Raw genomic sequence first — 13,049 nt, 5'->3', positions numbered from 1 at the left:
CCTACTCCAGGACGGCGTCGAAAACCACACCATTCCAGCTCACCCTGGAACGTTGGAAAGGCTGCGCGCCGGCGAGGTGTTTCAGCACGGCCAGCGACAAGGGCGGCAACATCTCGCCGTCGATGCTGGCGTCGAGCAACCGCGCGCCATTTTGGTGACGCAGGCAACGCGCTCGCAATTCGTCTCGGGCCGAGGCGTCAATCGTCAGTTTTGCTTCGTATCGCTGACTAAACTGATTCTGGAGGCGCAGCAGACGACCGTCGACAATTTCCTCCAACGTTGTCTCATCCAGGTAACGGAATGGCACTACCTGCATACGCGCCAACAGAGCCGGCTTGAAGAACTTCGCAAGATGCTCGCGCAGCGCCTCGCTATCGAGGTCAGTGAGTGGACCACCATCCTGATCAAACCCCAGGTTTGAGGTCAAAAAGAAAAGCACGTTCTGGCAGTCAATGCGCCGGCCTTCGCCGTCGGCAAGCGCGCCCTTGTCGAAAGCCTGGTAGAAGATGTTGAGCACCTCGGCATGCGCCTTCTCGACTTCATCCAGCAGGACCACCGAATAGGGTTTCTTGCGGATGGCCTCGGTCAGCACGCCGCCTTCCCCATAGCCGACATAGCCTGGCGGTGCCCCCAGCAAGCGCGATACAGTGTGCTTCTCTTGGTACTCCGACATATTGATGACGGTCAGGAACTGCTCCCCACCAAACAGCGCGTCGGCGATGGCCAGTGCGGTTTCGGTCTTGCCCACCCCGCTTGGCCCCACCAGCAGAAAGGCCCCCATGGGTGTCCCGGGCCGTCGCAAGTCAGCCATGGCTGTCAGCAGGCGGCGATGAACCGCATCGAGAGCGGTATTTTGCCCCTTTACCCGCTCACGCAAGGTTTCGGGCAACCTGTCCAATCTCTGGAACTGGTCGCTGTTGATGGTGGCAGCCGGGATGCCCGTCCAGTCCGCGATGACCTGGGCGATCTGCTCGGCCCCCACATCCGCATGGAGCAATGCGCCATTGCCGCGTTGCAGGCCTGCCAGTTGCGCGACCTTCTCCTCGAGGCGCAGCGACGTATCGTCCTGATACTCGCTGGCGCGCAGGGCGACGATCTCGTCGACGAGCTCTTTTTGGCGTTGCCAGACGTCCTGAAGCTGCTCGATGGCATCCTGCGTTTGCTGCCGGGTGACCTCCAGCATGGCAAGTCTGGCGGTCTCGGGCTTTCGCCCAGCACGGGCGTCACGCCACAGTTGGTCAGCCTCGGCATCGACCTGGTGTAGTTCGTTTTCCAACGCTGCAAGCCGTCTCGGAGGCTCGGCCAGGGCCGTGGCCACCCGCGCACATGCGGTGTCGAGGATATCAATGGCCTTGTCCGGCAATTGACGGCCGGAGAGATAGCGCGCCGAGAGCGCGGCGGCGGCCTTGAGGGCATCATCGCCGATGTACACCTTGTGGGCCTGCTCATACACGCTCCGCAAGCCTCTCAGGATGTGCACAGCCTGCTCCACGCTCGGCTCATCCAGTTGCACCAACTGGAAGCGCCGCGTCAGGGCAGGGTCCTTCTCGAAGTACTTCTTGTACTCGGACCAGGTCGTCGCCGCGATCGTCCTCAACTCGCCACGGGCCAGCGCAGGCTTGAGCAGGTTGGCCGCATCGCTGCCGCCAGCCGAGTTGCCCGCACCGATCAGCGTATGCGCTTCGTCAATGAAGAGGATGATGGGCTTCGGCGCGCTCTTGACCTCGTCGATCACCGCCTTCAGGCGCTTTTCGAATTCGCCTTTGACCGAGGCGCCGGCCTGCAGGGCCCCCAGATCAAGCCCCCACAGATGAACGTCGTGCAGCGGCTCCGGCACCCGGTTTTCCACGATGCGTTGCGCCAAGCCTTCCACCACAGCGCTCTTTCCCACGCCCGCGTCGCCAACCACGATCGGGTTGTTCTTTCGACGGCGCGAGAGAATGTCGACCATCAGGTCGATTTCAGCATCGCGGCATAGAACGGGGTCGATGGCGCCCGCACGCGCCTGGGCGGTGAAGTCGTGTCCGTATTTGCTCAACGCACTGTCAGCCGCAGCGGCTGACGAGGGTCCAGACACGGTTGCACTCTGCAGACGGGTTTCGGATGACCGGGCGAGCAATTCAGAGAAGCGCTTACGCAAGGTTTCCCGATTGATGGTCTCGAACATGCGGATCGCCGCCAGCGGCAGATAACGCGCTGAGTTCAGCAAGGCCGCCAGAAGCAGGGCACCGCTACGGATCTCCGATTGCGCGAGTTCCACAGAACTCAATAACCAGGCGTCCTGCAGCAATTCCAGCAGCAGCGGCGAGAACGATGGGTAAGCATGGCCATAGCCCTCATCGCCTTCGGGAAAGGTGATGGCAAGTGCCTGGCGCAATGTGTCGAGATCCACTCCCGCATCTGCCAACACGCAACGCACATCGCACATCGGTTGATCGAGTAGCTTGTACAGCAGATGGCAAACGGTGACTTCCGCTCCGCGCTGGCCGATGCAGAGGCTGCCCGCCTCCTCCAGCCCGTGTCGGCCTACCGGGTGTAGACGTTGCAGCAACGCAGCCAGATCAACGGTGACCATACTTCAACTTCCTCATTGTCAGGGGAACTTCCAGGTTGTGTGGTGGGCGTAAGGCGAACGCTTCAGAAAATGCATATCGGGGGGAAATTAAAATACCAAAAACACGCGAAAATGTTGCCCGGCACCACGCGTGTGGACATGAGTTTCTCTACGTCTACGAACCGATCTACTCGAAGAGAACACACTCCCCAAATTCTTGTCCATAAGAAGAGTCCTAAATCACATCAAAATAGTTCCTCTGACGTTCGTGCGCGCTTTCGCGATTCAGAGCTATCAGATTCAACATTTAATAAACATCCCATTTACAAGGAGCGAGACTTACCCATAGGCTCGACCCTTAGTGTCCGATATATCGAATCCAGTACGCTCAAGAAACGTTCGGCGCCGGCAATACTTTCTGAATGCATCCCTATTCAGCGGGTTTTGTCGCAGCTATACACGACCTTGATCGAGTGGGTGTCGGGCATGAACTTCCAAGTAATTACAAGGAGTAGCCCATGGCATCTAAAACTGGTTCAGTTGCACCGAAGGAACGCATCAACATCCGTTACGTCCCGGCAACGGGCGATGAGCAACAAGAAGTCGAACTCCCCCTGAAGATGTTGGTGCTCGGCGATTTCAAAGGGCATGCCGATGAAACGCCCGTCGAAGATCGCGTGGCCGTCCAGATCAACAAGGACACCTTCAGCGATGTCATGGCCGAAGCCGGGCTGAGCTTGAAAGTGGATGTACCCGCCACGCTGGAAGACGGCAACGAGAGCGACACCCTCAGTGTCGACCTGCGGTTCAAGAACATCAAGGACTTCTCCCCCGACTCCATCGCACGTCAAGTTCCCGAGTTGAAAAGGTTGCTGGAACTGCGCGAAGCGCTGGTGGCGCTCAAGGGGCCCATGGGCAACGTGCCCGCGTTCCGCAAGCAGATCCAGGCGCTACTGGGTGACGACAGTGCGCGTGGCAAGTTGGCCAAGGAACTCGACCAACTCCTGTCCTCCCCTGAGGCCTGATCCCCCGCCCCAACTCTCTCTCCAAGTTTCGAAGGAAGCAACGATGTCCAAAGTCCAAATTGCCGACGTCCAGAAGCAGGCCGACAGCCAACCCCAAGGAGGCCTGTTGGCCCAGATCATGGCCCAGACCCGGCTTGAACCTAGTCAGGAAGGTTATGCCATTGCAGAACGCGGGGTGGCCGCCTTCATTTCCGAAATGCTCAAGTCCGACGAACGCGAGCAACCGATCAACAAGCAACTAGTTGACCAGATGCTCACCGAGATCGATCGCAAGCTCAGCAAGCAGATGGATGCCATCCTCCACCATCCTGAGCTCCAGCAGATCGAGTCCATCTGGCGCTCGCTGTACGACTTCGTGCAGCGCACCGATTTCCGGGAGAACATCCAGGTCGTGTTCCTCCCCGTCACCAAGGAAGAACTGCTGGAGGACTTCGAAAGCGCCTCAGACATTACGCGCAGCGGCCTCTACAAGCATGCGTATACCGCAGGCTACGGCCAGTTCGGCGGCCAGCCGATCGGTTGCATGATCGGCAACTTCACCTTCGGGCCCTCGGCACCGGATATCAAGCTGCTGGGTTATCTCGCTTCCGTCGGCGCCATGTCGCATGCGCCGTTCCTCGGCGCCGCCGGACCGGAAATGCTTAACCTGGAGTCTTTCGAAGAGCTGCCGAATCTGAAAGAGGTCAAGGATATCTTCGAAGGACCGCGCTTCGCCAAGTGGCGCAGCCTGCGTGAATCCGAGGACGCACGCTACCTCGGCCTGACCATGCCCCGCTACCTCCTGCGCCAGCCGTATGATCCGCTGGAGAACCCGGTGCGAAGCTTCGCCTATCAGGAAACCATCAACGGCGACCACCGCAACTACCTGTGGGGCAATACCGCCTTCCTGATGGGTAGCCGAGTCACCGACAGCTTCGCCAAGTTCCGCTGGTGCCCGAACATCATCGGTCCGCAGTCCGGCGGCGCGGTCGAAGACCTCCCGGTGCACCTATACGAATCTCTGGGGCAACTGCAGGCCAAGATCCCTACGGAAGTGCTGATTTCTGACCGCAAGGAGTTCGAACTGTCTAGCGAGGGCTTTATCCCGCTGACGATGCGCAAGGACAGCGACAACGCTGCGTTCTTCTCCGCCAACTCGCTGCAAAAGCCCAAGCTGTTCCAGAAGACCTCCGAAGGTCAGGCCGCGCAGACCAACTACATGCTGGGCACGCAATTGCCCTACATGTTCATCATCAACCGCCTGGCGCACTACATCAAAGTACTGCAACGCGAGCAGATCGGCAGTTGGAAGGAACGCCAGGATCTGGAACGCGAACTCAACAATTGGCTTCGCCAGTATGTTGCCGACCAGGAAAGCCCCACCAGTGACGTGCGCAGCCGGCGTCCCCTGAGGGCCGCGCGGGTTGTCGTACAGGACGTTGCTGGCAATCCCGGCTGGTACCAGGTTGCCCTGTCAGTGCGCCCCCATTTCAAGTACATGGGCGCCAGCTTCGAGTTATCGCTGGTCGGTCGCTTGGACAAGGACTGATAGGGAGCTGATCCATGCCTCGGTCACCTGGACAGGGAAGCCTGTTCGAACGCCTCGATCTCGACCTGCCACCGCGGCGTAGCCGCACCCGGCGGGATGTGGCGGCCGAGCGAGTGCGCGCCATCAAGCGTCAGTTGGAGTGGATCCTCAACTCCCGCCAGGGCAGCTCACAGAGCAGCCCTGGCTTGGGTCTGCGCGATTTGAATGACGCTGCGATCGGCTCCGTGGATCTGCGGCAGCAGGTCTGCCTGGATATTCATAGCGCCGTGGCGCAGTACGAGCCGCGGGCTCGCGTTATCGATGTCAAACCGCTGGCCGATACCGAAACGTCGCTTGAGCTCGGTTTTCGGCTGGTGTGCATGGTTCCGCTGAACAACAAGGAAGAGCAAGTAGAAATCGACCTGCTCTTTCACCATCAAGGCCGTCAGGTCAGGGTGATGTAGCAAGAAACCAAGGAGACTGATCGGATGCCATTGAAGGGGAAATTCCGCGAGGAGCTGGACTATCTACGCCGCTTGCAGCGTGTCTTTGCTCGCAACAATCCACAGCTGGCTCCGTTCCTGGGCGAGGAAGCCACGGACCCGGATGTGGAGCGGTTGCTGGAGGGATTCGCCTTTCTCACTGCCAAGTTGCGCCTTAAGATCGAGGACGATTTTCCGGAGTTGACCCACTCGCTGTTACAACTGCTGTGGCCGAACTATCTGCGGCCGTTGCCCAGCGCCACCATCCTTCAGTTCGAGCCAGCAGATCACTCGATCACTGGCCGGCAAATCGTGCCCAGCGGTACCAGTGTTCAATCACGTCCGGTAGATGGCGTGCAGTGCGAGTTTCGCACCAGCCAGGAGGTGTCGATCTATCCATTCGACATCGCTGACGTCAATGATGGACACTCGCTGGAGAAGTCGATCGTTCGAGTCGATCTGTCCACCCTGAGCCAGAACCCGCCGAATACCTACGACTGCGACAGGCTCGACTTCTATCTCAGCGGCAGCGATTACACCGCGCAGACGCTGTATCTCTGGCTGGCCAAGTACTTGGGCGAGATCCGCCTGGAGGTTGCCGGCGTGGTTCGGCATATTCCAGTGAACCAAATCGACTTTCCCGGCTTTCAGGCCGACGCGGCGTTGCTTCCCTATCCCAAGAATGCCATGGACGGATACCGAATCCTCCAGGAGTACTTCCTTTTCCCTCGGCGCTTCTACTTCTTCGGACTGAACAACCTGCGCGCCTTCTGGCCGAACCAACCCGCGACCAGCGTGCGCATCGAGTTTCACTTTACCCGACCGATGCCGGTCGACGTTCGGGTGCGCAAAGGCGACCTGGCGCTGTACTGCACGCCTGCGGTGAACCTGTTCGAGCATGATGCCGAACCCATTCGCCTGACCGGCAAGGCTGCGGAGTATCGACTGGTTCCAGGCGGCCATCGTCCCGATGCTCACGAGATTTTCAGTATCGACAAGGTCGACGGCTGGAAGAACGCGGATAGCGGACAACCCGGGGAATGGCTGCGAACCTATCAGCCATTTGAGTCGTTTCGCCATCAGATCGAACACGAGCGGGGGCGCACCACGCTGTACTACCGCACGAAGCTGTCGTCTTCATTGGTCGAGCCAGGTGTTGAGCACCGCGTTGCGTTTGTCCGGGGCGATGATCACCACTACATCGGCCGGGAAGAGACGGTCTCCCTCGCGCTGACGTGCACCAACCGCGATCTGCCTCTGGCACTAGGCATTGGTGACATTTGCGAGGGGCACCGGAAGACACCGGCGTTCGTGCGATTTACGAATCTGACGACGCCGACCCCACCGTACCGTCCGATTCTGGACGGTGACCTGCACTGGAGCCTGATCTCTAATCTGTCGCCGACCTATCTTTCCCTGCTTTCGGCTGCCCCTCTGAAAGCCATCATCGGCAATTACGACTTCTCTGCCTACCACGACATCCAACGTGCCCGGACGACTCAAAAGCGGCTGGACGGCCTGCAGGAGGTTGTCAGCACCCCGCTTGACCGGATGTTCAAGGGGTTGCCGATTCGCGGCACCCGTACCGTGGTGAAGCTGGACCAGAACGGGTTCGCCTGCGAAGGAGACCTTTATCTGTTTGGCACAGTGCTCAGCCACTTCCTCTCCCTGTACGCCAGCCTCTCCTCGTTTCACGTTCTGGAAGCGATCAATACCCTCAATCAGGAGCACTATGCATGGCCAATGCGCAGCGGAACGCAGCCCCTGATCTAAGTGACATCCTGTTGGACGAGGCCAGAGGGCACGACTTCTTTCGTTTTCTGGAACGCCTGCATGCGCTGCATGAAGACGATCTCGAGTCGCCCGACAGCTTCGACCCCGACCGCCAGCGCGTCTGCCTGAGCAATCATGCCGGGCTGGGCTTTCCGGCCTCGGATATCGCCTTGGCGGAACGTCTAGACGATCATGCCCCGCACCAGTATCGCGTGCAAGCCACCTTCTTCGGCATGCACGGCACCGACTCGCCGCTGCCGAACTACTACCTGGACCGTCTGGCCTACGAGGCCGGCCAGGGTGTTGGGGTGCGCCCTGCCTTTTTCGATTTCTTCAATCATCGCCTGCTGACGCTGCTTCATCAGGCTTGGCGCAAGTATCGCTACTACATCCGCTTCCGGCCAGGAGCGGATGACCAGTTCTCCCGTCGGATCTTCGCGCTCATCGGGCTCAAGCACGAAGCCACGCGTGGCGACACACCGATTGCTTGGAGCCGACTGCTGAGTTTCGCGGGTGCCGTGGTCTTGCGCAGCCGCTCTCCCAGCATGCTGGCAGGCCTCATCGCGCATTGCTTCGACCTGAAGGACGTGCAGATCCGCGACTTCGAGTTGCGCTACACGACGATCAACGACTCCGACCGAATTCGTCTGGGAATGAGCAACGGCCAACTGAGCGAGAGCTTCCAGATCGGCGACAGCGTGCGTACCCGGCATTGCAGTTTCACCATCGTCATAGCTGGTCTTAGCCAAGAGCGCTTCCGCGAATTTCTGCCTCAAGGCGAGAACTTCGAGCGCCTGCGTCAGTTGGTGGTCTTCCTGCTACGCGACCCGGTGCCTTGCGACCTCGAACTGGGCCTGCGTCAAGACGAAGTTCCCCCCTTCCACCTGCGGCAAACCGAAGGCACTCAATTGGGCTGGACCAGTTTCCTGGAACAACCCGCCTTACGCCACCCGCCGCCCGTCAGAGTTTCCTTGCGCACATGAACACGACATCCATCGCCCATCGACTGACCCTGGTGGTCGACAACCCCCAGACACTGCAGAAAGGCAGTCAGCCTCGGCATCTCTTCGATACTGCCGGCGGCACCATCGGCACCCGCAGCGCGGACTGGCTCCTGCACGACCGCTCAGGTCATGTGCAGCCCATTCACTGTGAAATCCGCCACGAGGACGACCGCTTCTTCATCATCGACCGCTGCGGCCAGACACGAGTGAACGACCAGATGGAACCGCTCGGGATGCTCGCCAGCGCCCAGCTGCGTAGCGCCGACAAGATCCATATCGGACCGTATCGCATCATCGTCAACCTCGATGACGAAGCGCACAACCTGCCCGACCCCTCTCGGCATCTGGCGCAGCATGAGGTAGATGAGCTGCTTTCCAGTGCTTCAAAGGACTATCTGGACAGTTTGCCTAACGCAAACGATGACTTGCCGCCAGTGAGCCCCCATGCTCAACCCGTGCCCGGGTGGTCTGAGTTTGAGGCCTTGTCGGAGCCTCAGGCACCGCAAGGCCTGCTCGATCCGCTGCTTGCACTGGAAGAGGCCAGCCGCCCGCATGCAGGGCTGTCGAGCATCAGCTCGTCGCTGGACCATCATCACTACGGGCAGTCAACGCTGGCCGCGCAGGCCGATCTGTCCGCCACCCGCTTCGAAGCCGTTTCCGGCGCCCCTTTGCATACCTCTGGAGACTCCCACATGTCGGGACAAAATACCTCTTCTGCTGCGGTCAATGAATGGATTCAAGGGCACTACGCCCAGGGAGGAGACCCTGCGGGCCTGGTGGCGCCACTGGTCGAGGGCTTGGGTGCACCGGTCGGGGCATTGGATGCGTATGCGGCCCATGCCTTAATGTTCGAGGCCGGCGCAACCCTGGCTGCGTTGATCCGCGGGCTGGACGCATTGAATCAGGCATCGTCTGGTCAACGACTGGGACTGGCCAAGCGTACCTTGCAGCCCATCGAAGACAATCCCTTGCGTCTGGGGCAAAGCTACCCCGACACGGTACGCGCGCTGTTTTCCAGCGAACGCAGTCTGGTTCACCTATCTCCGACTGCGGCAGTCGAAGAATCCCTGGAACAGATCCGACAGCAGCACAGCGCCATGCTCAAGGCGGTGGCTGCGGGCCTGAGCGCGCTCCTCCAGGCGTTCGCGCCCGACCAATTGGAGCGACGGTTTGCCCGCTACCGCACCGGTAAGAGCGAGCAGGCATTGCTGCCAGGTGACGAATCCTGGCAGATGTACCGCCACTACTACGAGGAGTTGAATTCCAGCCGGCAGCAAGGCTTTGACAAGTTGTTCTGGGAAGTCTTCGACCAAGCCTACGACCAAGCGTTGCGGGTGGAGGCGCAATGAGGAGAGCCATTGCGCTGCTGTTCGCCACGGCATTGCTATCCGGCTGCACCACCGTGGGAAACGTGCTCAAGAAAACGGGGCAGGTTCTGATGGACCCGGACATCCAGGTAGGTGCCGCCGATGACCAGCCGACGCAAATCGCGTTGAGCCTTTATGCGGACATGGACGTCAACCCCAATCCGGTCGCGGAACCAGATGTGGACCCGAGGACAGACGAAGCACTCGATGAAGGCCCGTTCGCCATCAATCTGCACAGCGACACCCGAGAAGAACTGGTGCGCAACCTGCGCGCCTTGCTCAATCACTTGCAGGACGAGCCGCCTGTGGTGCCGGCGGCCACGACGGCAATCAGGCAGTCTCCCGCCTTCAAGCTCAATGCGGATCCGACACGGCCTTCGTTTGTCGTGAGCCCAGGCTTCAACGTCTCCCCGGCGGACCCTGTAGCAACATACCGGGCACCATTCCCCGCGCACTGGCGGCTGCGGCATGGGGCGGTTGCTGCGGCCCAAGACCCGGAATCGCAACAGGGAGAGGTTGCCGCGGAAGAGATGGATGGCGTTGCGCTTGGCCAGTACCGCGAAGGGCTGACCCTGGCGCCCGCGCCGGTCCCTAGCGCCCGGGCGTTCGTCAACGCTACACCGGTGGCCTTCCGCGTGATCCAGCTCAAGGATGACTCGCTGCTGGAAAATGCCGACCCCGACCAGGTCCGCCGTGAACCCAAGAAGGCTCTGGGCAGCACCTATCTCACCGCGGACGACTACCTGCTTGTACCTGGGCAGTTCAAGTTCATCAACTACAGCGCCCTGGATGAAGACACCCGCTACGTCGCCGTGGTGGCCGCCTTCCACGCCCCCAATGCCCAGCGCTGGTACGACGTCTTCCGTGTGGAACCCCGTGGGCACAAGTACGCCTTGCTCGTGACCTTGCAGGAAACCCGCGTTGCCATCACCGACGAAAGTTACCGGCCGGCGCAAGCCGCCCGCCACGCCTCCACACCCGCGAGAAAACAACCATGACCACCCGCAACGCCGTTGTCTGGGGCGAGGGGCAATTCGTCAAGCCCCAGCACTTCCAGCAGACCGATCGCTACCTTGAGCACTATGTAAACGTGCGCCTGGGCAGCAAGTACTGGTACGGCTTCGCCGACCTGGAGCTCAATCAGGAGTTCCTCTCCTTCGGCAAGATCGCCATCGTGCGCGCCCGCGGCATCATGCCGGACGGTACCGCCTTCAACATTCCCCACGATCAGCCGCCGCCGGAGCCCCTGTCGATTACCGACGCGGCCTCCGCCAACCAGACGATTTACCTGACCCTGCCACTACGCTCGGACGGCGTATCGGAAGTGCGCTGGCCGGATACCTTCGGCAACGCCCGCTACCTCCACCGCACCGAAGATATCCGCGATACCCACAGCCACCAGGGCAATCACACCCCGATCGCCCTGGCCGTACCCAACCTTCAGCTGGCGCTGGAGCGGGACGACCGCAGCGCCTTCACCGGTCTGGCGCTGGGGCGCATTCTTGACCGGCGGCCCGACGGTAGCCTGCTTCTGGACAGCGATTTCCACATCACAGGCATGTACCTACAAGCCATCCGCCCGCTGGCGCACTTCATGGAGGAAATCGCCGCGCTGATGCATGAACGCGCCAAGAGCATTGCCCAGCGCATCGGTTCGCCGGGGCAGTCTGGCGTGGCCGATGTGACCGACTTCAACCTGCTGCAGGCTCTGAACCGTTGGCAGCACCTGTTTCGGCACCTGGCGCGCGATGCCGATGTACGGCCGGTGGACGCCTACCTGGCTTGCGGACAGGCGTGCGGCGAGCTGACGACCTTCACCGATGAAGGGCGCCTGCCGCAGGACTATCCCGCCTACCAGCATGACAACCCGTATGCCTCGTTCCGCATGCTCGAGGAAACCCTGCGTCGGGTGCTCAGCACTGTGCTGCAGCCGCGTGCGGTCTCCCTACCTCTGGAGAAGCAGGGCTACGGCGTGCTCACGGCGCAGGTGGGCGATCCAAGCTTGCTGCAGAGCGCCGAATTCATCCTGGCGGTGCGCGCGCGCATGCCGCTGGAGCAGATGCGCCAGTTCTTTATCCGCCAGGCGAAGGTTGCGTCGCAACAGGCATTGCAAGAGCTGATCCGCCTGCAACTGCCGGGCATCCCGCTGATGACGCTGCCGGTCGCGCCGCGGCATCTGCCGTTCCACGCCGGCTTTACCTACTTCCAGCTCGACCGCTCGCATCCCAACTGGCAACGCATGATGCCGCAGGGAGCGACCGGCTTCGGGTTCCACATCACAGGCGATTTCCCGGAGCTGGAGTTGCAGTTCTGGGCCATTCGGAGTCAATGAGATGAACACTACCGTGATGGTCGGCAACGACCGTATCGACAGCAATCGCCAGGAACCCTCAGTACTCGGCGTGCCGGACGATTTCCTGCGCACGCCCCGGGAGCCCAGTATCCAGGACCGCGAGCGTGTCCTGTACGACGGGGTGTTCAACATCAATGCCGATGAAGACCTGCAGTTCCAATTGCGTGGCCATAGCATTAACCCCCTGGTGGACGTCGCCCAACCCTTGTTCGGCGTGGTCATGCGCCTGCGTCGCATGCAAGAACTGCCAGAGGCAGACGTCAACCGGCTCTATGAGAACGTGCGCGATCACATCACCGCGCTGTCGGAAGAGGTGCGGCAACTGGGCTACGACGGTGCGACGCAACTATCCTTCCGCTACGCCCTTTGCGCCTTCGTCGACGAAGCGGTGTTTTCCACGCCCTGGGGGGTGGGCTCTCGTTGGAAAACGCGCTCCCTGCTGAGCTACCACCACAACGAAACCTGGGGTGGTGAGAAATTCTTCACGGTGATGGCACGCATGCAGATGGACGTTGCCAAATACCGCGATGTGCTGGAGTTCAAGTACCTCTGCCTGTGCCTGGGCTACCAGGGCAAGTACGGCCAACAACACAACAACAAAGACACGCTCAACGCCATCATCGGCAAGCTGCACGAGCAACTACGCCAGTTGCGCGGCGACGCGCCCGAGCGGCTGACTGATGCGCCGGCCAACATCGCTACGTTGCGCTATCGCCTCGGGCGTCAATGGCCGCTCTGGACTCCCTGGGCGATAGCCGCCGTTGTCATTGCCGGCGCCTATCTGTACTTCTCCATGAAACTCGGCGCCGCTACCCAGATGGTACTGGATTCGCTCGAAAGCATCCTCAAGCTGTGACAGGGCTCGTCACGGCTGAATGGAGGGAAGAAAAACCATGCCTACCCAATTCGATCTGCGCTTCGCCTTCGACCTTGTCGGCAGCGAGACACGCGACGTCTTCGAGGTCGTCGAGTTCGAGTGCCACG

General features: G+C 60.7%; 10 protein-coding genes. 9 read left to right on the top strand and 1 reads right to left on the bottom strand.

Translation table 11 applies throughout. From position 1 onward, the window contains the following. Position 1: 1 nt before the first annotated feature. Positions 2-2,575, bottom strand: a complete 2,574-nt coding sequence (gene tssH / locus AC1RQF_RS29630; RefSeq protein ID WP_492873642.1) for a type VI secretion system ATPase TssH — start codon at positions 2,573-2,575, stop codon at positions 2-4. Between the two features lie 497 nt (positions 2,576-3,072). Between tssH and tssB the strand changes: the two genes are divergently transcribed. Genes tssB through icmH form a run of 9 tightly spaced genes read left to right on the top strand, consistent with a single transcriptional unit; the run spans position 3,073 to position 12,921 of the window. Further along, positions 3,073-3,579, top strand: coding sequence for a type VI secretion system contractile sheath small subunit (gene tssB / locus AC1RQF_RS29625; protein WP_492873640.1), 507 nt, complete (start codon positions 3,073-3,075; stop codon positions 3,577-3,579). Positions 3,580-3,622: 43 nt separating this feature from the next. Then, positions 3,623-5,107 carry a type VI secretion system contractile sheath large subunit gene (gene tssC / locus AC1RQF_RS29620; protein WP_492873637.1) on the top strand — a complete coding sequence of 495 codons (1,485 nt, stop codon included), beginning with the start codon at positions 3,623-3,625 and terminating at the stop codon, positions 5,105-5,107. A 14-nt stretch (positions 5,108-5,121) separates the two neighbouring features. Next, on the top strand, positions 5,122-5,550 hold the full coding sequence (gene tssE / locus AC1RQF_RS29615; protein ID WP_492873635.1) for a type VI secretion system baseplate subunit TssE: 429 nt from the start codon (positions 5,122-5,124) through the stop codon (positions 5,548-5,550). Positions 5,551-5,574: 24 nt separating this feature from the next. Further along, positions 5,575-7,341 carry a type VI secretion system baseplate subunit TssF gene (tssF, locus tag AC1RQF_RS29610; RefSeq protein WP_492873633.1) on the top strand — a complete coding sequence of 589 codons (1,767 nt, stop codon included), beginning with the start codon at positions 5,575-5,577 and terminating at the stop codon, positions 7,339-7,341. Further along, positions 7,305-8,324, top strand: coding sequence for a type VI secretion system baseplate subunit TssG (gene tssG, locus AC1RQF_RS29605; RefSeq protein WP_492873632.1), 1,020 nt, complete (start codon positions 7,305-7,307; stop codon positions 8,322-8,324). Before tssF ends, tssG begins: the two co-directional genes overlap by 37 nt. Then, positions 8,321-9,694 carry a type VI secretion system-associated FHA domain protein TagH gene (tagH, locus tag AC1RQF_RS29600; protein ID WP_492873630.1) on the top strand — a complete coding sequence of 458 codons (1,374 nt, stop codon included), beginning with the start codon at positions 8,321-8,323 and terminating at the stop codon, positions 9,692-9,694. Before tssG ends, tagH begins: the two co-directional genes overlap by 4 nt. Continuing rightward, positions 9,691-10,710, top strand: a complete 1,020-nt coding sequence (gene tssJ / locus AC1RQF_RS29595; RefSeq protein WP_492873628.1) for a type VI secretion system lipoprotein TssJ — start codon at positions 9,691-9,693, stop codon at positions 10,708-10,710. Before tagH ends, tssJ begins: the two co-directional genes overlap by 4 nt. Then, entirely contained in the window at positions 10,707-12,044 is a 1,338-nt protein-coding gene (gene tssK / locus AC1RQF_RS29590; protein ID WP_492873627.1) for a type VI secretion system baseplate subunit TssK, read from the top strand. The genes tssJ and tssK overlap by 4 nt, the downstream gene beginning before the upstream one ends. A gap of 1 nt (position 12,045) precedes the next feature. After that, positions 12,046-12,921 (top strand): type IVB secretion system protein IcmH/DotU, encoded by an 876-nt coding sequence (gene icmH / locus AC1RQF_RS29585; RefSeq protein WP_492873626.1) that lies wholly within the window; start codon positions 12,046-12,048, stop codon positions 12,919-12,921. Positions 12,922-13,049 lie beyond the last annotated feature (128 nt).

Source organism: Burkholderia sp. GW821-FHT14F03 (assembly GCF_058803765.1).
Note: the sequence above shows the minus strand (reverse complement) of the source record. Positions and strands in the feature narration are given on the sequence as shown.

Coding starts and splice junctions, on each gene's coding strand:
- tssH (WP_492873642.1), bottom strand. CDS start 2,575: ATGGTCACCGTTGATCTGGCTGCGTTGCTGCAACGTCTACACCCGGTA.
- tssB (WP_492873640.1), top strand. CDS start 3,073: ATGGCATCTAAAACTGGTTCAGTTGCACCGAAGGAACGCATCAACATC.
- tssC (WP_492873637.1), top strand. CDS start 3,623: ATGTCCAAAGTCCAAATTGCCGACGTCCAGAAGCAGGCCGACAGCCAA.
- tssE (WP_492873635.1), top strand. CDS start 5,122: ATGCCTCGGTCACCTGGACAGGGAAGCCTGTTCGAACGCCTCGATCTC.
- tssF (WP_492873633.1), top strand. CDS start 5,575: ATGCCATTGAAGGGGAAATTCCGCGAGGAGCTGGACTATCTACGCCGC.
- tssG (WP_492873632.1), top strand. CDS start 7,305: ATGGCCAATGCGCAGCGGAACGCAGCCCCTGATCTAAGTGACATCCTG.
- tagH (WP_492873630.1), top strand. CDS start 8,321: ATGAACACGACATCCATCGCCCATCGACTGACCCTGGTGGTCGACAAC.
- tssJ (WP_492873628.1), top strand. CDS start 9,691: ATGAGGAGAGCCATTGCGCTGCTGTTCGCCACGGCATTGCTATCCGGC.
- tssK (WP_492873627.1), top strand. CDS start 10,707: ATGACCACCCGCAACGCCGTTGTCTGGGGCGAGGGGCAATTCGTCAAG.
- icmH (WP_492873626.1), top strand. CDS start 12,046: ATGAACACTACCGTGATGGTCGGCAACGACCGTATCGACAGCAATCGC.